The organism is Arcobacter sp. CECT 8983 (assembly GCF_004118855.1).
GTDB lineage: Bacteria > Campylobacterota > Campylobacteria > Campylobacterales > Arcobacteraceae > Halarcobacter.
The window spans coordinates 15846-35756 of sequence record NZ_PDKF01000002.1 but is presented as its reverse complement, the minus strand read 5'-3'; the positions used below and the strand labels follow the sequence as shown (position 1 = coordinate 35756).

21 protein-coding genes are annotated in these 19911 nt (G+C 28.3%); 8 read left to right on the top strand and 13 right to left on the bottom strand.

The genetic code is table 11. From position 1 onward, the window contains the following. Window positions 1–35: 35 nt before the first annotated feature. The 5 genes from CRV01_RS00225 to CRV01_RS00205 form a co-directional block, all read right to left on the bottom strand. Entirely contained in the window at window positions 36–731 is a 696-nt protein-coding gene (locus CRV01_RS00225) for a phosphoadenylyl-sulfate reductase (RefSeq protein WP_129005884.1), read from the bottom strand. Between the two features lie 11 nt (window positions 732–742). Further along, window positions 743–967, bottom strand: coding sequence for a DUF2061 domain-containing protein (locus tag CRV01_RS00220; protein ID WP_129005882.1), 225 nt, complete (start codon window positions 965–967; stop codon window positions 743–745). Between the two features lie 37 nt (window positions 968–1004). Continuing rightward, entirely contained in the window at window positions 1005–1931 is a 927-nt protein-coding gene (cysK, locus tag CRV01_RS00215; protein ID WP_129005880.1) for a cysteine synthase A, read from the bottom strand. Between the two features lie 132 nt (window positions 1932–2063). Then, window positions 2064–2477, bottom strand: coding sequence for an Rrf2 family transcriptional regulator (locus CRV01_RS00210; protein ID WP_129005878.1), 414 nt, complete (start codon window positions 2475–2477; stop codon window positions 2064–2066). An 11-nt stretch (window positions 2478–2488) separates the two neighbouring features. After that, on the bottom strand, window positions 2489–3757 hold the full coding sequence (locus tag CRV01_RS00205) for an O-acetylhomoserine aminocarboxypropyltransferase/cysteine synthase family protein (protein WP_129005876.1): 1269 nt from the start codon (window positions 3755–3757) through the stop codon (window positions 2489–2491). Between the two features lie 400 nt (window positions 3758–4157). Between CRV01_RS00205 and CRV01_RS00200 the strand changes: the two genes are divergently transcribed. Genes CRV01_RS00200 through CRV01_RS00190 form a run of 3 tightly spaced genes read left to right on the top strand, consistent with a single transcriptional unit; the run spans window position 4158 to window position 7971 of the window. Further along, the gene (locus tag CRV01_RS00200; RefSeq protein ID WP_129005874.1) at window positions 4158–5309 is read left to right on the top strand and encodes a multidrug effflux MFS transporter; all 1152 of its coding nucleotides are present in this window, start codon (window positions 4158–4160) and stop codon (window positions 5307–5309) included. 10 nt (window positions 5310–5319) lie between these two features. Continuing rightward, the gene (gene nhaD, locus CRV01_RS00195) at window positions 5320–6690 is read left to right on the top strand and encodes a sodium:proton antiporter NhaD (protein WP_375234253.1); all 1371 of its coding nucleotides are present in this window, start codon (window positions 5320–5322) and stop codon (window positions 6688–6690) included. Between the two features lie 48 nt (window positions 6691–6738). Beyond that, window positions 6739–7971: an NAD(P)/FAD-dependent oxidoreductase gene (locus tag CRV01_RS00190; protein ID WP_129005872.1), complete on the top strand. Its 1233-nt coding sequence runs from the start codon at window positions 6739–6741 to the stop codon at window positions 7969–7971. 105 nt (window positions 7972–8076) lie between these two features. Here CRV01_RS00190 and CRV01_RS00185 read toward each other — a convergent pair whose 3' ends face one another. Together CRV01_RS00185 and CRV01_RS00180 are read right to left on the bottom strand one after the other, a co-directional pair. Beyond that, window positions 8077–9006, bottom strand: coding sequence for a reverse transcriptase domain-containing protein (locus tag CRV01_RS00185; protein WP_129005870.1), 930 nt, complete (start codon window positions 9004–9006; stop codon window positions 8077–8079). 1 nt (window position 9007) lies between these two features. Beyond that, on the bottom strand, window positions 9008–9565 hold the full coding sequence (locus CRV01_RS00180; protein ID WP_129005868.1) for a hypothetical protein: 558 nt from the start codon (window positions 9563–9565) through the stop codon (window positions 9008–9010). Window positions 9566–10374: 809 nt separating this feature from the next. Here CRV01_RS00180 and CRV01_RS00175 point away from each other — a divergent pair. After that, window positions 10375–11055: a lysophospholipid acyltransferase family protein gene (locus CRV01_RS00175; RefSeq protein WP_129005866.1), complete on the top strand. Its 681-nt coding sequence runs from the start codon at window positions 10375–10377 to the stop codon at window positions 11053–11055. Between the two features lie 30 nt (window positions 11056–11085). On the opposite strand, the gene CRV01_RS00170 is transcribed toward CRV01_RS00175, so the two are convergent. From CRV01_RS00170 to CRV01_RS00160, 3 genes are all read right to left on the bottom strand, one after another. After that, complete coding sequence (locus tag CRV01_RS00170; RefSeq protein ID WP_129005864.1) at window positions 11086–13224, bottom strand: diguanylate cyclase; 2139 nt, start codon at window positions 13222–13224, stop codon at window positions 11086–11088. 154 nt (window positions 13225–13378) lie between these two features. Further along, the gene (locus tag CRV01_RS00165; RefSeq protein ID WP_129005861.1) at window positions 13379–13633 is read right to left on the bottom strand and encodes a hypothetical protein; all 255 of its coding nucleotides are present in this window, start codon (window positions 13631–13633) and stop codon (window positions 13379–13381) included. A 56-nt stretch (window positions 13634–13689) separates the two neighbouring features. Continuing rightward, window positions 13690–14109, bottom strand: coding sequence for a MarR family winged helix-turn-helix transcriptional regulator (locus CRV01_RS00160; protein WP_129005859.1), 420 nt, complete (start codon window positions 14107–14109; stop codon window positions 13690–13692). Window positions 14110–14351: 242 nt separating this feature from the next. Between CRV01_RS00160 and dksA the strand changes: the two genes are divergently transcribed. Both dksA and CRV01_RS00150 read left to right on the top strand, forming a co-directional pair. After that, window positions 14352–14732 carry an RNA polymerase-binding protein DksA gene (dksA, locus tag CRV01_RS00155; protein WP_129005857.1) on the top strand — a complete coding sequence of 127 codons (381 nt, stop codon included), beginning with the start codon at window positions 14352–14354 and terminating at the stop codon, window positions 14730–14732. A gap of 234 nt (window positions 14733–14966) precedes the next feature. Continuing rightward, entirely contained in the window at window positions 14967–16007 is a 1041-nt protein-coding gene (locus CRV01_RS00150) for a CNNM domain-containing protein (RefSeq protein WP_129005856.1), read from the top strand. Between the two features lie 24 nt (window positions 16008–16031). Here the strand turns inward: CRV01_RS00150 and CRV01_RS00145 are convergent, their stop codons facing one another. After that, a complete protein-coding gene (locus CRV01_RS00145; RefSeq protein ID WP_129005854.1) occupies window positions 16032–16553 on the bottom strand; it encodes a rhodanese-like domain-containing protein in 522 nt (173 codons plus the stop codon). Window positions 16554–16746: 193 nt separating this feature from the next. Between CRV01_RS00145 and CRV01_RS00140 the strand changes: the two genes are divergently transcribed. Further along, complete coding sequence (locus CRV01_RS00140) at window positions 16747–17130, top strand: hypothetical protein (RefSeq protein WP_129005852.1); 384 nt, start codon at window positions 16747–16749, stop codon at window positions 17128–17130. 89 nt (window positions 17131–17219) lie between these two features. Beyond that, window positions 17220–18023, top strand: a complete 804-nt coding sequence (locus CRV01_RS00135) for a DUF4405 domain-containing protein (protein WP_129005850.1) — start codon at window positions 17220–17222, stop codon at window positions 18021–18023. A gap of 5 nt (window positions 18024–18028) precedes the next feature. Here CRV01_RS00135 and CRV01_RS00130 read toward each other — a convergent pair whose 3' ends face one another. Both CRV01_RS00130 and CRV01_RS00125 read right to left on the bottom strand, forming a co-directional pair. Next, complete coding sequence (locus tag CRV01_RS00130; protein WP_258238269.1) at window positions 18029–18682, bottom strand: HAD family hydrolase; 654 nt, start codon at window positions 18680–18682, stop codon at window positions 18029–18031. Between the two features lie 16 nt (window positions 18683–18698). Beyond that, window positions 18699–19886: a YbfB/YjiJ family MFS transporter gene (locus CRV01_RS00125; RefSeq protein WP_129005846.1), complete on the bottom strand. Its 1188-nt coding sequence runs from the start codon at window positions 19884–19886 to the stop codon at window positions 18699–18701. Window positions 19887–19911: the final 25 nt, after the last annotated feature.

The window sequence follows — 19911 nt, the reverse complement described above, 5'->3', positions numbered from 1 at the left end:
ACTCAAATTAAAAGTTTGAATTCATCTATATTTAACTACTTTGCGTGTAATCCGCACTCTTTATGTTCAGGATTCTCCCACCACCATCTTCCAGCTCTAATATCTTCGCCAGCTTTAACTGGCCTAGTACAGGGTGCACATCCAATACTTGGATAGCCTTGGTCATGAAGTTTATTATATGGAACACTATTTTGTTTAATATAATCCCATACATCCTCTTCACTCCAGTTGATAAGAGGATTAACTTTGATTACTTCAAAGTTTTCGTCATATTCAACAACTGGCATATCAGTTCTTGTAACACTTTGTGCTGCTCTAAGACCAGTAATCCAAACTTTTAAAGGTTTTAATGCACGTTTAAGAGGTTCCATTTTTCTAATATTGCAGCAGTTCTTTCTATTTTCAATACTTTCAAAATGTCCATTAATACCTTGTTTTTGATAAAGTTCTTCAACTTTTTCATTTAAAGGAAAGAAAACATTTAACTTAACACCATATTTTAGGTTTGTTGCATCCATTACATCATAGGTTTCAGGATGTAATCTTCCTGTATCTAATGTAAAGATATTTGCATCTTTAGTTACTTTTAGAATCATGTCTGTTAAGACTTGGTCTTCTGCACCTAAGCTACTTGATAAAGCAGCATCTTGCCCATACTCCTTTATGAAGTATTCTATTATCTCTTGTGCATTTGAGTTTTGAAATTTTTGGTTTAAATTATTGATATCCATAATTGCCTTTTTTAAATTTGATAATCAGGTTCTTTAGTTTTTCCAAAGGGAATTTTATTCCACGCTCTTTCATGAAAATAATACAACACCATTTTCGTAACAAGTTCAATTGAACCAATTGAAGCTGCCATAGTTAAGTCACCAGTAATAAAATAAGAGATGATGATTGTATCAAGAGTTCCAACTGCACGCCAAGAGACAGATTTTACAACTGATCTATATGCTTTTTCTGCCATTTTTGCCCCGTAGATTTATTTATATATGACGAGAGTTTTACTCTTCGTCATATAGTCCAACACTTAGGTATCTTTCACCTGTGTCACAAAGAATAGTAACGATTGTTTTACCTTTGTTTTCTGGTCTTGCTGCAACTTGCTCTGCAATGAATGCATTCGCACCAGCACTAATACCAACTAATAGACCTTCGCTGCTAGCTAAATTTCTAGAAGCTGCAATTGCATCTTCATTTGAAACTTGTACTACTTCATCATAAACTGTAGTATTAAGTACATCAGGAACAAATCCAGCACCAATACCTTGGATTCTATGTGGTCCTGGTTTTCCACCACTTAATACAGGAGAAGCTTCTGGCTCAACTGCAATTACTTGAATATTTGGGTTATGCTCTTTTAATACTTCACCAATACCAGTAATCGAACCACCTGTACCAATTGCTGCAACTAAGATATCAACTTTTCCGTCAGTATCATCTAAAATCTCTTTAGCAGTTGTTTTTCTGTGAATTTCAGGGTTTGCACCATTTGCAAATTGTTGAGGAACAAATGAGTTTTCAGTTTTTTCAGCTAATTCATTTGCTTTTTCAACAGCACCTTTCATTCCCTTTTCTGGCTCTGTAAGTACTAATTCAGCACCTAAAGCTTTTAATAACTTTCTTCTTTCAATACTCATTGATGAAGGCATAGTAAGGATTAGTTTAATACCAAGTCCTGCACAAACAGAAGCTAAAGCAATACCAGTATTTCCTGATGTTGGCTCAATAACTGTTGTGTTTTCATTGATTAAGTTTTGCTCTAAAGCAGCTTTAATCATGTTTGTACCAATTCTATCTTTTACTGAATGAGTTGGGTTCATAAACTCACATTTTCCTAAAACTGTAGCTCCACTTTTTTCACTCGCTGCTTGTAACTTTACAAGAGGTGTATTTCCGATTAATTCTGTAACATTGTTTGCAAATTTCATTTTTTATATCCTTTCAATTTGTCCCAAATTTAAAGGGACCATAATTTAAATTAAATAACTTCTTTTCTCGTGATAAGTAAATTATCACTAAAGAAGCAAACTCTAAAGAGAGCAACGAGTTGCTCTTAAACTTTATATACTGTAATGTAAAAATTCGTTATATCTATCTTGATATTCATCTAGTTTTGCTAGTGAGATATCAAACAGTTCTTTTGTACTTTTCTTAGCATCATCAAAGAAGATATTTAAAATCGGATTATCAGCTTTACTATCAACGATTTTTAAATCACCTTCAAGGGCAACTAAAATATCCTTTACTGAAATATCTTCTGGTTTTTGAGCTAACACATATCCACCTTTTGCTCCCCTGATACTTTTTACTAGTTCAGCTCGTCTTAGCTTTCCTAGTAATTGTTCAAGGTAGTTTTGTGGAATATTAGCATTAGATGAAATCTCCTTGATTTGCATGGGAGAGTCATCTTCGTGCTTACTTAATTCATACATGGCTGTTAGACCATATACACCTTTTGTTGAAATTAGAGGCATTACTGTTATCCTTACGCTAATGCTTGCTCTAAGTCTTCAATTAAATCTTTTGGATTTTCTAATCCAATAGATAACCTAACAGTTGTAGGGTTTACACCTGCTTTTAATAACTCTTCTTCACTCATTTGTGAATGAGTTGTTGAAGCTGGGTGTACAATTAATGACTTAGAATCACCAATGTTTACAACAACACTAAATAACTTAGCTTGGTCAATTATTGTTTTTGCTGCTTCATAAGATTGGGCTTCAAAAGAGATAAGACCAGATGACTTACCATCTTTGAAATATTTTTGTGCTTTTTCATAGTCTGTATTTGACTCTAATCCAGGGTAATTAACTGATTTAACTTTTGGATGAGCTTCTAAGAATTTAGCTACTTCTAAAGCACTGTTTGAATGTTTTTCCATTCTAATATCTAATGTTTCAATAGATTGTAATAGTAACCATGAGTTATGTGGTGACTGAGTTGCACCAATATCTCTTAAAAGGTTTAATCTAATTCTTAAACAAAAGTTTGGAAGAGGAACATCAACATAAACTAAACCATGATATGATTCATCTGGCTCAACAAAGTGTGAATATCTGTTTGCATTTTCTTTGAAAAACTCTGCTAAACCATCTCTTTCAACAACAATACCACCTACAGCAGTACCTTGACCGTTTGTATATTTAGAAGTTGAGTGAACAACTACATCTACTCCCCATGAAATTGGGTTAAATAAAGCTGCACTTGCAACTGTATTATCACAAACTGTTAAAACACCATTTCTTTTAGCGATTTCAACAATTTTTTCAATATCTGCAATAGCAATTTGTGGGTTTGATAATGATTCAAAGAAGATAGCTTTTGTTTTATCATCAATTTGCTCTTCTAAATCACTAGCATCAGCACTTTTAAATACTTTTGCAGTAATCCCAAATCTTTTGATAGTGTGAGTTAATAAAGTAACTGCACCACCATATAGTTTGTCTGAGATTAAAATATTATCACCTGCTTCAGCAACATTTGCAATAGCATAGAAGATTGCAGATTGACCACTTGCTGTACAAATAGCAGCAGCTCCACCTTCAAGTTGTGCAAATCTTTGTTCTAATACATCAGTAGTTGGGTTCGTGATTCTAGTATAAATAGAACCTAACTCTTTTAATGCAAATAAGTTTGCTGCGTGTTCTGCATCTCTAAATGCATAAGCAGTTGTTTGTGCGATTGGCACAGCCATAGTACCCCAACCTTCTTTGTTGTTGTACCCTCCATGAACTGCAATTGTTTCTTTTTGCATTTTTATGACTCCTATATTTTAACTTTTTTACATTTTTTGAATTGTTATGTTAGAATTGTAATAGATTTTTTATTTAATGTCAAGTCATTTAATCAAAATTAATTAGATAATGTTTAACAAATTACTCAAATTAGACTTATTTTCTTGATTTAAGAACTAGGCTTTAATGTCAAAAGTACCTTTAAATAGAGTGTGTAGATGAATAAGTGGAAACTTGACTAAAAAACTTATAATATTCCAAAAAAATTTATAATTATACAAAAAGAGTATACATAACTAAAATAATCAGGTATTCAAATATACTATTTTCAAATTTTAATAATAAAATAAGGTTGTATATGCAACTATTGCATGGACATATTATTCTGAACATATGTCAATTTAAATAGTAAGGAGTTGAATGAAAAAAGCACATAATCACATGTATTTAATTGTTTTACTAGCTATTTTATCTTCTGTAGCTCCTATTGCAACTGATACTTATATCCCCTCAATACCAGATATTGCAGATTCGTTTAATGTAAGTATTGAAAAAATAGAATTAACTTTATCAATTTTTTTAATAGGGTTTTCAATAGGACAAATATTTGGAGGACCTTTATCTGATAGAATAGGAAGACGAAAAAGCTCACTTATAGGGTTGATAGGCTTTTCTTTCATTAGTTTTATTATGATTTTTAGTGGAAATATTTATCAACTTTGGGTACTAAGATTTATTGAGGCCTTCTTTGGAGGTGTAGTTGTAGTAAATGCCATGGCTGTTGTAAGAGATAAGTTTCATGGAGATGAAGCTGCAAAGGTTTTATCTTTGATTGGTACTATTAGAAGTATTGCTCCTTTAATAGCTCCTGCTATTGGTTCTTTTATCATTCATTTTTATTCTTGGGAAGCAATATTTTTATTTTTTACTTTTTACGCACTATTTATTGCCTTTATGGTTTATAAAGATTTAGATGAGAGTTATACTTATGTGAAACAAAGTGTATATCAATCTTATAAAAAAGTACTTACTCACAAAGTTGCTATGAAAGCTATGCTTACTTTATCATTAGGTTTTTCAGGATTCTTTATCTTGATTTCAAAATCTTCTTTTATCTTTATAGAGCATTATGGTATTTCAACTGATTTATTTCCCTTCTTTTTTGGTTTTAACTTTATAATTTTAATCTCAATGATAAAAGTAAATTTAATTATGTTGAGAAAATATAAACCACTATTTTTAGTAAAAGTAAGTTTATTAATTCAAATTTTAATATCTATTATTTGGATACTTACTTCAGATATCCAAACTTTACCTTTAACTATGGCACTTATGGCAGGATATATGAGTATGATGGCTTTTATTTTTGGTAACTGTATGGCTCTTGCAATGGAACATTTCCAAAAAAATGCAGGTGTAGCATCTGGAGTTGTAGGAGTACTTCAATTTGGTCTTGGAGCTATTATTTCATCTTTAGCACTTTTATCTCATAGTGCTTCTTTTTTACCAATTGCAATAAGTTTAACCATAATATCAATTGTTGCATTTTTAATTATGAAATCATATAAATAAGGAGTTTATATTGAAAAAATATCTGTTATTGAGTTTACTTTTTACAAGTTTTCTCTTTGGGAATAGTAATGTTGAAACCATAGATTTGACAATGACTTGGATTGGCTTTTTAGTTTTAATAGTTTTTGTAGTGGGGTATTATTTTATCGCTGCTGAAGACAAATATGAAATTGATAAGTCAATACCAGCACTTTTTGTGGGGATTGTATCTTTCTTACTTATTGCAGTATATTATTATATGAATGACTTAAATATTCATAATGTGCATAATGAAGCAGAAAGTGTGATTTTAGAGATTGCAGAAATATTCTTCTTCTTATTTGTTGCTATGACATATATTGAATCACTAATTCATATGAATGTATTTGATAGTTTAAAATATAATCTTATCTCAAAAGGTTATAGCTATAAAAAACTTTTCTGGCTTACTGGATTTTTAGCTTTCTTTATCTCGCCTATAGCAGATAACTTAACAACAGCACTTATTTTATCAACAGTATTAATAACAATAGAAAAAAATAAAAAAGAGTTTTTAGTACCAGGTGCTATAAATATTGTAGTTGCTGCAAATGCAGGTGGAGCTTGGTCTCCTTTTGGAGATATTACTACTCTTATGGCTTGGACTTCAGGAAAAGGTCATTTTGTAGATTTCTTATATCTATTTCCAGCTTCAATCATAGGGTACTTAATAACTGCATTTTTACTTTCAAGAATTGTTCCTAATGAAATGCCTCATTTTGATGTAGAAAAAGAGGAAAAACCAAAAATGAAAGCAGGTGCACAAATCACAATATTCTTAGGTATCTTTACCATTGCCTGTGCAGTAGTTTCTCATCAAATCTTAGATTTCCCTGCAATGTGGGGAATGATGTTTGGTTTAGTATTATTAAAAATCCACTCTTATAAACTTAATAAAAAATTTGGTAAAGACCATTTTGATGTGTTTGAATCAATGGCAAAAATCGAAAACAACACTTTAATGTTCTTCTTTGGTATCTTAGCAGCCGTTGGAGCTTTATATTTTATTGGTTGGCTTCATTTAGCTTCAATGGTCTATGAACCACAATATTTAGGACCTACATATTCAAATATTGCAGTTGGTTTTTTATCAGCTTTAGTTGACAATGTTCCTGTAATGTCTGCAATACTAAAAGCTAATCCTGATATGGATCTTTCTCATTGGATGCTAGTGACTTTAACTGCTGGTATTGGAGGTTCTTTAATCTCTTTTGGTAGTGCAGCTGGGGTTGGAGTTATGGGAAAACTAAAAGGTGTTTATACTTTTGGCGCTCACTTTAAATATGCTTGGACAATATTAATAGGATATTTTATTTCAATTGCTGTATGGTATTTACAGTTTGAAATGTTAGGATTCAAATAAAAAGCAGAATTTCAGTATAATTATTTCTAATTTAAAAGAGGTAATGTATTGAAAATAGCTATTATAGGAGCAGGGGCTGCCGGACTTATGGCAGCCATAACTGCAAAAACAGAAAACAAAAATTTACAAATAGATCTTTTTGATATAAATAATGCAATTGGGAAAAAGATACTTGCAAGTGGAAATGGAAGATGTAATATCTCAAATAATAATGCCCAAGTTTCTAACTACATAGGAGAAAATCCATCTTTTACAAGCTATTGTTTAAAGCAGTTTGATTTTAATGCTTTTAAAAATTTTTGTAAGTCTTTAGGGCTTTTACTTGATGTAAAAGAAGATGGAAAAGTATATCCTTTATCAAATGAAGCAAAATCAGTAACTACTCTTTTACAATCAAAACTTGACAGCTTAGATTTAAATTTTATAGGCAATACTAAAATAGAAAATATTAAAAAAGAAGAAGAAAAATTTATACTTTTCTCAAGTGATAGTGAGTTTAAAGAGTATGATAAAGTCTTGATTAGCTCTGGACTTGCTGCAGCTCCTCAGCTAAACTCTACTGAACTTGGTATGGATATTGCAAATAGTTTTGGACACTCTTCTAATATGACTTACCCATCTTTAGTAGGACTTCAAACAGATTTTGAACATAAAGCAAGACTTCAAGGGGTAAAAAAAGAGTCACAAGTCACTCTTTATATAGATGGACAAAAAGAGAATGAAATCATAGGTGATGTTTTATTTACTAAGTATGGAGTTTCTGGTTTCGCTATTTTAGATATCTCTCAATATGCAGTTTATCCTATGTCTTTATATCAAGAGGTACAAATAGCTATAAATCTATTTCCTAAGCAAACTAGAAATGAAGTTTTAGGAATGATAGAATCATTAATAAAATCCTTACCAAATGAAAAACTAACAAATCTTCTTAGTGGAATAGTTTCAAATAAATTAGTTCCAGTAATCCTTGATATGATAAAAGTAGATAGTGAAATAAAAGCAAAAGATGTAAATGCAAAACATATTAGAGCTATAGTAAATACTCTTATAAATCTTCGAATGAAAGTTATCGATACTCAAGGTTTTAAACACGCAGAAGCAAGTGGCGGTGGAATAAGAACCGATGAAGTTGATGATAAAACTTTTGAGAGTAAGAAGTGTAGGGGGCTTTATTTAGCTGGAGAGGTGCTTGATATTGTAGGTAATAGGGGTGGATATAACTTGCAATTTGCTTGGGCTTCTGGATACTTAGCAGGAAAGTCGTTAGCAAGGGAAAAATAGTTCTTTTGCTAAATTTCTGCGTTATCGTCAAAATTTAGATAGTCATTTACAATAGTAAACTCCTACCTAAATTTATACTCTAGCCTTGAACTTTAACAAAATTTACTATTTTTTAAATAAGTTTTTTATCTCTAAAGGTTTAAATCTTTTTGAAAAATATTCTTTTAGTCGATTGTAATTATGAGGATCAACTAAATAAACATATGATAAATATGAACTTAATGCAATATCTGTATCAAATAAGTCTGTATTTTTTATTTTTTTATTTTTTAATGATAGATAGATATTTAATTTAAGTATGTTAAATCTTTTTTTGCCAATAGTTGTTCTATCTTTTAGTGGTATCAACCCTGTAATATAAGGGTATTGTGAATATTTCTCAAAACTTCTCGTCTTTCTTTTATTTATTGATAGATAAGTATATTCTTTTATTAATAGACTATTTATAATATTATTAATAATTTTGGGTGAAATCTCATATTTAGATGAAATTGTTAAATCATCACAATATCTACTATAAGCTATATTATTTTTAGGAAATTTAGTTTTTAATTCTTCAAATAATAAGTTATCAAATTTTGTCATTACTATATTTGAAATGATTGGTGAACTTGGGAATCCAAATTGTAAAGAATCACTATAAAACCCTATATTAAATATTATATCAAGAGATGAAGAATCTTCATCTTTAAAGATTGAAGATAGGTAGTCTTTTATATTTGTTAATTTAATAGAAGGGAAGAAATTAGAAAAATCAGTAACATAAAAATAATTTCTCCCAAAATGTTTTGAAACATTGTACGATATGTTTTCTTTTTTAATATAAGCAGTAGCAAAATTGGAAATATAAGATGCATAATTATCTGTAATATAATCTTTCAAAATTTTTTGTAGTATTTTTAACTCCCATTTTGGAGCAATTTGCAGTTTACCTTTTATTCTAAAGTGATAAACATAATCTTCATGCTTGTCAAATATTTTTCTTAGTAAAGTGTTTGGATATCCCTTTTCTTCAAGGTATTCTAAAAAACTCATACTAATATCCACTCTGAGTTAAAAAATTTTTGATAATGCCTTTTTCTAAAAATATATTTAAATTTAGCTTTATGAGTTCTTGAATAAATGGATGAGAGTGTTTAATTGATAAATTTATTTTTGCTTTGCTAAAATCTTTTTTAATAAGTTCTGCAGATTCTAAATATTCTATATTATCAATTCCTATTCCTATATGAATTTGTTTTAGCCTTTGAATAAATTCTTCTTTATATACTGTAGAATTAAAATCTAGTGATTTATGATAATATAAATAGATTAATATTTTTATGCAATTAAAAAAGAATAGCTCTTTTGTATCATCTGTAGTATCATTTAGTTTGAACTGCTGTATTTCTTTAGTTTTAAAGTTCCTAATTATTTCTTTTTTATTTCCCTTTTCAAAATCAAAGTTAATAGATTTACCTTGATGTGCCTTAATAATTTTTATTGGTCCTAATTTAATAAAAGACTCTTCATGTTTATATTTTTTATCTAAAATGATTAAAGTTTTTTTACCATAGGCAATGCGTTCTTTCTCTGCCTTATGATTTGCAATCATGTATGATATCATTCCAATTTCTGCAAAAGAGCCAGGAGATTCAGGAATAATAATTAGAATATCTGAGTTTTCAAATAGATGACTTTCTTTTTCTATTAAAGTATACTTAGATGATGCTATATCAAAATAGTTTATTTTATCAGGAATAACAGTTAAAAATCCTTTTTCCTTTTTTAGCCAATTTAATAATAAATCTCTACGGCAACCAGAGTCTAAAGCACCTCCAAAAATTAAAATTCTTAAATTTGATGGTATTTCAATTCTTGTATTACTTTTTAAAAAGGGAATAATTTCTATCTTTAATCCTTATTAAAAGTCAATGCCAAAATGAAGAAATGATATTCTATAACATTGAGGTAATGTTGTGGAATATTAGTTATTCATTTTGTGTGTATTATTTCAAATAGTTATTTGTTAAGTGAGTGCACAAAACAATTTAATAAAACTAATTTATTGCCATTGACTTTTAATAATTATATATAAAAATTATTTATAAGTAATTTAATAAGCATAAATATAATAAAAATCCCCACATTTGCAGAAGCTGAAAGTTTATAAATTGATTTCGTAAAAAGCTGAGAACTGTTCGAATGAATAAAAGATATTAGATATATCTTTTATGAGTGAGTTTTCGAAGCTAGAAATAAATTTAAAAACTTGAGGGTATTTGCTTTAGCAAACTTCGAAACCGTGGGTGGCTTTTTGTATTACTTTTTGCCATCAAAAAGTAATATTTCAAACTTCCTACAATCACAATATTCCTCTATAAGCTCAATTAGATATACTAAGAAAAAAACAATAGGATTATTTTGAACTTCAAACAAATAAGTATGGCAATTTACGCTACTTACCTTACAAATAAATATGGATTTAAATTAAGAAAACTAAAGACTTTAAAAGAGAGATTTGCCTCAAGGTTAGAATACTCTCAAATATTAATGAATAAGTTAAACATTAGAGTAGAAGTTTTAAACAAAGAAAAAATACCTAAAGACGGACAATATTTATTAATATCAAATCATAGAAGTATCATTGATCCATTGATTATAGAAATGGCATTTAAAGATACAAAAATCAATGGTTTTTGGGTTGCAAAAAAAGAGTTGTACAACTCTTTTTTCTTTGGTATGTTTACAAAAAATGCAGGAACTGTACTTCTTGATAGAGATGCACCAAACATGTCATCATTTTTTAAAGATACAAAAAAAGTAGTAAAAGAAGGACATAGTATTTATATTTTTCCAGAAGGAACTAGAAATAAAGAGAATACTGCATTATCTTCTTTTAAAGAAGGTTCAAGACTTATAGCCTTAAAAAATAGATTACCTATTTTGCCTGTATATATAAAATCAAATGCAGATGATATTTTAAAAATTGCTATTATGAATAGAAAAAAAGAGTTAAAAATCCAAATTGAAATTGGGGATATCATAGATTATAAAGATAAAACACCTTTAGAGGAAAACTATAGAAAACAGTTTATAGACTAAATAAAAATGCTATTACAATAGAATCAGAGTTTATTTATACTCGATTCTATTTCTACCATTTTCTTTTGCTCGATAAAGTGCATCATCTGCTCTTTTTAAAATAGATTCTATAGTATCACCTTTTTGTGACATGGTTACCCCAAAACTTGCAGTTTTATTTTTAACTTTTGTAAACTCATGACTAGAAATCTTTTCTTTGAAAAGTTCCATTAATCTAACAACTCCATCTACAGTGGACTCTGGGCAGATTATTACAAACTCTTCTCCTCCATATCGACCTACAAAGTCTGTTTTTCTTCTATTATTATCTAAAATATCTGCAATCTCTTTTAATACAATATCTCCAATTTGGTGACCATATGTATCATTTACCTTTTTGAATTTATCTATATCAACTATTGCTAAACCAAAGTTATGATTAAATCTTTCACTTCTATTGATTTCTATTTGCATTAACTCTTCTATTTTTCTTCTATTATAAAGATTTGTTAGTTTATCTGTTGTAGCAAGTTTTTCTAACTCTTTATTTTTTAGTTCGATATCTTTTTTCGCCTCTTCTAAAAGTCTATTTGTTTTAATAACCTTTCTATTCCAATAAGTTATTAAAAGAATGAAAATAATAGAACCAAGAACTACTTTCCATACAAGTTCATAGTTCATACCTTTTTGGTATTTTATAGGAATCCAATTGCCGAATATTTCTCTGTGTACTTCATTTGTCATACTATCTATTGTTTTTTGTAAGATATGTAATAAAGTTGTATCTTCTTTTACAACTGCCATTGATAATTCAAGTGTTTCATTTATCTTTCCTGCTATTTTAAGTTCTCCAAAATACTCTTTTTGAAACTCATAACCTATTCCTGCAAGAGTATCAATAAACCCAAATAGTTCACCACTTTTTACTTTATCTAAACCTTTGGTTATATCTTCGACTTCTACTAAATCAAGAGAAGGATATTTTTGTCTTAATATTTTTACAAAAGCATCCCCTTTTATGATGCCTATTTTTTCTCCCTCTAAATCAAGAATATGATTTATAAAAGGAACATCAACTTTAGTGGCTACTACAAGCGGTACATGTAAGTAGCTACTTGTAAAGTTTAAGTATTTTTTTCTGTCATATGTTTCCATACCAAGGGCTAGCATATCACATCTACCTTCTTTTACAAAAGTTATTGATTCATTCCAATTATCTGTTTTCACAAGCTCAAATTTTGCAGATAAGATTTTTTCTATAAGAGAGTAATAATCTGAGCTTATTCCTGAGTGTAAACCATTTTCATCTAAACCTTCAAAGGGCATTCCATCAGGGTTTATACAATATTTAATAGTTTTAGTATTTAAATAGTCTTTTTCTTCACTATTTAATTCTACATGTCCACCTTTATATTCTGAAATTGAGCCAATCCATTTTCTTACAAGTTGCTCTTTTTCTTTTTTTGTAATAGAGTTTAATCCCTTTTGTAAAATTGAACTTAAAAGAGGTTTTTCTGGATTTACTCCTAATCTTAGGTCTTCTTTTTTTGTGTTTGGCAAAGTAAGTTCACTAGCAAGTTTCAAGTTTGAATATAGGTTTTTTTTGATTAAATAGTTTATATTTGTAAGGTTTTGCATCAAAGCATCAATCTGCCCAAATACTAAATCTTTTGTTAGTTCTTCATATGTGTCATAATATATAAGATTTATATTTTTTATTTTTTCTAACTCTTTTATATAAAAAACATCTTTTAAAACACCTACTTTTTTACCTTCCAAACTTTTAATACCTAGGTATTCTCCAAAATCATCTCTTACAAAAATCATAATAGGAATATCATAATAAGAGCTAGTGAAAGTAGTAAAGGGTTCTCTGTACTCTTTATAAGAAATACTTGTAATTACATCCAGTTCTTTATTTTTAAATGCAGTATAGATATCTGTCCATTTTGCAAAATTTTTCTCAAATATTAATCCTGTTCTTTTAGATAAGATATTAAGAAGTTCATGTTCAAAACCTACAGGGGTAGTTTTTATATAGTATGAAAAAGGTGTAAAATCTGGCATCATACCAATTTTTACCAAAGGATTATTTTTTATAAACTCTTTTTCTTTATCAGTAAATGTAATTGGTTTTGCATCAGCTTGAATGGAAAATGAAATTAGTATTATTAGCAATAACCTTTTCATGTAAACCCTTTAGAAGTTGTATAAATATCAACTATATTATACATGAAGATTCTTAGAAGAAAAACATACCTACTCACAAGGAAAGAGTAGGTTGTTTTTTGACGGTATAAATTAAATTTATTAACTAAATAGTCAACAAATAAGATAAAAAAATTTATGCAGGTATATAGTAGTTTATATTATCTGTTGGAATACCATTAAACTCAACAATCTTATCAAGTCTAATTACAGTTCCATCAGAAGTTTCCATAAACTCACTATTACATACATTTCTTATGTCCACAATTTTAGAAGTAACAGTTACTTCTTTTTTCTCTTTTAAAAATGTTATCTCACAATCCACACTTTTATTTACCGCTTCCTCAAACATTCCATATAAGTCGCATGAGACTTGTACATAACTATTCATATCTACTCCTTACAATTTCTAGCATACTCAAAAGGACTTTTACAAATATACATCTATTAGAGTTCGAGTTTATCTAATATTTCAAAAAAAAGCTTATGCTCTTCTTCTGTGATTTTAGAATTTAGACCTTCCCTAAAACTAGTCACAAACGGAAGAGTCTCTTCTAAAATTTTTTCACCTTTTTTCGTTAGCTTTATCTTATTGCTTCTTTTGTCATTTTGGGTATCACTTTCTCTAGTGATAAGCTCTTTTTTTTCTAAAGAGTTTAATGAACGACTTATAGTTGTTTTGTCTTTACCTAGAAGTTGGGCTATTTTTGTTTGATTAACATTAGGTTCATATTTAATAATCTCTAATGTAGCCCGTTGTTCAATAGCAATACCATAAGTTGAAAGTATTTTATTTAGACTATTAACAACGCTATTCGAACTTCTTATAAGTCGATAAGCAATAGAGTCTTTTAATGCATAATTCATAAGGCTCCCTTTAGTTGCATATACAATTATTGCATATGCAACCTTTCTTAAAGATTAAATATATTTTAATTTTTAGAAAACAATTGTATATTTTTTATTCATTATATTTCTTAAAAGATTATTTTATTAGATATAATACTCAATCTTATATTTTATGATAAATAAAGCAAAAAAATATAACAATGCTATTTATTTGCAACTGTGTTGCGATACAATTAAGAAAAATATTTTTAGGAAAAAAAATGCCAAAAAGTTTAAATAAAAAGCAAGTAGAAGAGATTAAAAGTCTTTTAATACAAAATAAGATGACTATTGAGTCAACACTTAATAATTTGTCAAATGAACATTTAAATTTAAGTGAAATGGATTTAAACGATGAAGGTGATTTTGCTGCTGCAAGTAGAGACTACTCTACAGATGTACACATAAAAAACCAACAATTAAGAGAGTTAAATTTAATAGACCATGCTCTTAGAAAAATTGAAAATGGTAAATATACTGGACTTTGCGAAATGTGTGACTCTGAAATTACAATTAGAAGATTAAGAGTTAAACCTCATGCTATGTATTGTATAGATTGTAGAGATTACATAGAAAAAGAAAAAGTTAAAAAAGCAGTTTAGTTTTTGATAATTTAGTCCAAGAAGTTATCTTTTTATCTTCTTGGGTTATGTATTGTTGTAAAACTGTTTTATACCTTTTTATTGGTAAATAATATATTCACTTTTATAAATTAAATTTTCCAAAATAAACTTCCCAAAATAAAATATATTATATGACAATGTTATAAAGTTTTTAAAAAAAACAAAAATTATTAAAATTAGTATATAATTACAAAAAACTAGGATTTAAATTAAATGTTAATGACAATATATTTTTTAATAGCAGTTGGAGTTTCTTTCCTTTGCTCTATTTTAGAAGCAGTACTTCTTTCCATTACTGATTCTCATATAGAACTAGTGAAAAAGCAGAAGCATAAGCTAGGCTCTTTAATGGAGTACCAAAAAAGAAATATTGATTTTTCTATTGCTGCTATTCTTACTTTAAATACTTTTGCCCATACCTTAGGTGCAGCAGGAGTTGGTGCAGAAGCTGCAAAAATGTTTGGTGAAGAGTATATGTTTTATATCTCTGCTATTTTAACAATTTTAATTTTAGTGTTTTCAGAAATCATTCCTAAAACTTTAGGTGCGTATTATTGGAAAGGTTTAGCTGGATTTACAACAAGAATTATAAAAGTTTTAGTATTTATTACTTATCCAATTTTAATTGTTATGAATAAAATCACCACATATATAACTCCTAATAAAACTGAAACTATGACAAAAGAAGAAATTCTTGCAACTGCAACAATTGCAGAAAAAAAAGGTGTATTAAGAGTAAAAGAAACGGCAATGATCGAAAACCTTTTAAAACTAAATGAAATAAAAGTAAAAGATGTTTTCACTCCAAGATCTGTTGTTTTTTCTGTACAAAAGAATGATTTTTTAAATAGTTTTAAAGACAAATCAAAAGTTAATTTAGAAAAGTTCAAAGAGTACTCAAGAGTTCCTGTATATGATGTGGATATTGATGATATTATAGGAGTGGTTATTTCTAAAGAGTATTTTCATGAGATGCTTGAAGATAACTATGAAAATAAAGAAGACTTAATCAAACCAGCTTTAAGAGTGAATGAAAATATTTCAATATCAAAACTTATTGATATGTTTTTATCAAAAAAAGAGCACTTATTTATTGTAACTGATAATTATGAGCAAACAGAAGGTGTTGTAACTTTAGAAGATGCATTAGAATCATTGCTTGGAGCTGAGATTGTTGATGAACTTGATAGTAATGTTGATTTAAGAGAAGTTGCAAAAATGCAAATGAAAAATGCAAGAAAGATAGGGGTTTAATCTAAAGGACATTATCCTTTAGATTTACTTTTTTTCTTTACAGTGTTCTGCATAGAAGTTACCAAATTTAAGACCAGTTCCACCTTTGTCTTTTTTAACTGTATATTTAGTAACTACAGGATTGCATTCATCAATCCAAGAATATAAGTCATAAACCTTTACTTGTTTAAATCCCATTTTTCTAATAGTTTCAGCTTCGATTGAAGCTCTTGCTGCTGAGTTGCAAACAAGAATTACATTTTGTTTTATAAAGTTATCATCCATATCTAAAGCATGTAAAGCTAAGCCTTTCTCTGGTGCTTGTCTTCCAATTCTTACCGCACCTTTAATATGTGCAGCTGCCCATTCTTCCATTGTTCTTACATCTGCTATTAACCAGTCTTTCGATTTTAATGCTTCTTTTACTTCTTTCGTAGTTGCGTAAGTTCCATTTTCTTTATTCTCTTTTTTTAACATAGCGCTTAATTTGTTATAGTTTACAAACTCTGCTGCAAACAATGAACTACTAGCTAAAATGAAGATTAAGATGATTGTTTTTAATTTCATTAGTTTTCCTTATAATTTAAAATATCAGAATTATAAATAAAAGTTATTTATTGAAAGCTTAAAAATAGAATGTTTTCTTTTATTATAATTATTATAAACAGTTATAAATCTTTATAAAATAATTCTTTTTTATTTGTTCTTTATTCAGATGTACTATAATTACATGTTTTTATTTTATGATATAGGGAACAAAATGGATAACACAGATTTAACAAAAACACCTGAAACTAAGTTTGAGAAAAACCTTACACAAGATGCATTCAATGTCAATGTAGCTTTTTATGTTCACCTAAAAGAGTATAACGATAGTGTTCGAAGTGAATTAGAAAAAAGGCTTGAGGAAGTATTTTTTTATTCAAGAGGTGTAGAATGGAAATTCGATAGTTTTGGTATAGAAAAAGCAGGTAAAAGAAGTAAAAATATTGTAGGATTTTTTATTTTTAGAACAGCAAATATTACAGAACTTAAAAAGCTTTTCAAAGAGTATTTTGAAGATTATGATAATGCAATTAAAATTACATGCTCAGTAGCTGAGTATAAAAAGATTGATGAAACTTTTTTTGAGTTAGATGTTTAATATCTAACTCAAAGAAAAACTTATATAACAATACCATTTATTTAATCAAATTAGGAATATAATAAACTTATAATATGAAGGAGTTTATTATGAGCCTTAAAAAAATCACTTCATTGACAATGTTATTATCAATAATTCTTATGACTTATACAGGAATTATGCTATTCATCTCTCCTCCTGGCAGAGTTGCAAAATGGTCTAATTGGGAAATATTAGGATTAGGAAAAGATGAATATGCTCAAGTACATTCTACTTTTATGGTTCTATTTATTGTAGCAACAATTTTGCACATATATTATAACTGGAAACCTATGCTTAGTTATATGAAAAATAAAGCTAAAGTCTTAGTTGTATTTACAAAAGAGATGCTTGTTGCTTTTGTGATTACACTACTTTTCTTAGTGGGTACTTTAAATGAAATATCTCTTTTTTCTACTTTCATAGATTTTGGTGAAGATATAAAAAACTCATGGGAACAAAAATATGAAAAAGCACCATATCCTCATGCTGAACTTGATACTTTAGAAGAGTTTGCTTTAAAAATAGATTTTGATTTAGATAAAAGTTTACAGATCTTAAAATCAAAAAATATAGAAGCAAAAGCAATGGAAACTTTAAAAGATATTGCAAAAAACAATAATACAAGTGCACAGAAAATCTTTTCAATATTAAGTGAAAAACAGAAAATAAATATCAAAAAATCTGATTCTCTTAGTGGCTTAGGAAGAAAAAGTATTTCCGAAGTTGCAAAGGATTTAGAAATAGATACAAAAGAATTAATATCTAAATTAAAAGATTTAGGAATAGATGCAAAAAGTGATGATAAGTTTAAAAGTTTATGTGAAAGTGTAGGAAAAACACCTAAAGAAGTAATAAAAGAGTTAGGTTTCTAACTCTTCTATTTCAATAAGTTAAAGATATCCACAGGAGTTTGCACTATATGGTCTGCTCCATTTTCTATTAATTCTTTTGGACCTCTAAATCCCCAAGCTACACCTACTGCTTTCATATTTGCTCTTTTTGCAGTTTGCATATCCACATCACTATCTCCCACAAAATAGATTTTTTCACATTTTAAATCTAAAGCAGATGCAATATCTAATGCTGCTCTAGGGTGAGGTTTTTTAGGAACATCTTTTTTTGAGCCATGTACTTCTAAAATATTTGAATATTTTGGGAAAAACTCTTTAACATACTTTACTGTAAATTCATGGGGTTTATTTGATAAAATAGCTACTTTTATTTGGTTTTCTATTAAAAGGTCTAATAAGTCATAAATACCATCATAAGGTTTTGTATTGTGATGTAGTTCTTGGTCATATATCTCTTTAAATCTTTCTAGAACTTTTTTATTTAACTCTTTAGTTGAATCTTTTGGAATAGCATTATTTACTAAAACCTCTGCTCCACCGCCAACAAAATACTTATAAGTTGAGATTTCATGGGTTGGTAATCCAAACTCTTTTAAAACAATATTTGAGCAAAGTGCAATATCTGTTAAAGAATCAATTAGGGTACCATCTAAGTCAAATATAAAACCATTGTCTTTCAATATACTTCCTTATAGTTTATTCTTCTGTTATTTTAGAAGATATTTTATCTTTTGAAAATATAAAAGAGATAAAAACTGTAATTAATGCTAAAAGTGAAGTAATAATAAATATATTTGAATAATCTTTTGTAATATCGTGAATAACTCCAGCCACTAAAGGTCCAAAGGCTTGGCAAATTGCAAAAAGAATAGTTATTAGGGAAAAAACTTTTGATGTTTTGTTTCCATGAAACTCTATTGAACAAAGTAAAGCTACAAGAGAAGGAATACTCCAAACAGATATCCCAAATAAAATTACTGATATCCAAATAGAAAAAGATGGTAAAGGAAATGCTAAAGATCCATGGGCAATAGTTTGTAAAAGATATACAAAGATTAAAGTTTTGTATGCTCCTATTTTATCAGCTAAGCTTCCAAATAAAAAACCTGAGAAAATACTCATAAATCCAAGTAGAGTCCAAAAGTTACCTGAAATATGTGTTGAAAGTTCATATTTTTGCATTACAGCACTTACAAAAAAAGTTACATATATAGAGTAAGTAAAACCAAATACCATATAAACAAATGCAATTTTCCAAAAAGTTGTTGTAGAAATGAACTCTTTAGTTTTAAATGTTAGCTCACTTATATTATGTGCTGCATGTTTTTTGATTCCAGGTTGTGAAAAGAAAGCAACAAAAACAAGAATTAAACAAAAGATTATCCATGCAGTTTCCCAAGGTACTTCTTTTACAATATCTTGGGTAAAAGGAACTATTTGACCACTTAAAACTATAGCTAAGCCACTTGCACCTACTATTATTCCTAAAGCCTTTCCTCGAACATTCGTTGGCATGACATTTGAAATATAAGCCATAATTGCAATATTTGAAATAGCAGAAAAGAAACCACTAATTGAGTAGAAAAATGAAACAAGTTTATATTCTTTTGTTAATGTCATTAAAAACATAAAAAATGCTTGTAGTAAAATAGTTGTAAAAATTAGTTTATGTGTAGAAGTTTTTCTATATAAGTAGTTTGCAAAAAATATTCCAATAAAGTAGCCAATAAAGTTTGCTGTTCCTATAAAACCAACTTGTGAAGAGTTAAGAAAAAGACTTTCTTGTAAATTTGGCAAAACCATTCCAAAAGAGAATCTTCCGAAACCTAAGCAGGCTAAGATTACTAAAAATGATGCAATAATTGATTTTATATAAGGTTTCAATACTTTCTCTCATAGATTTTTTAAA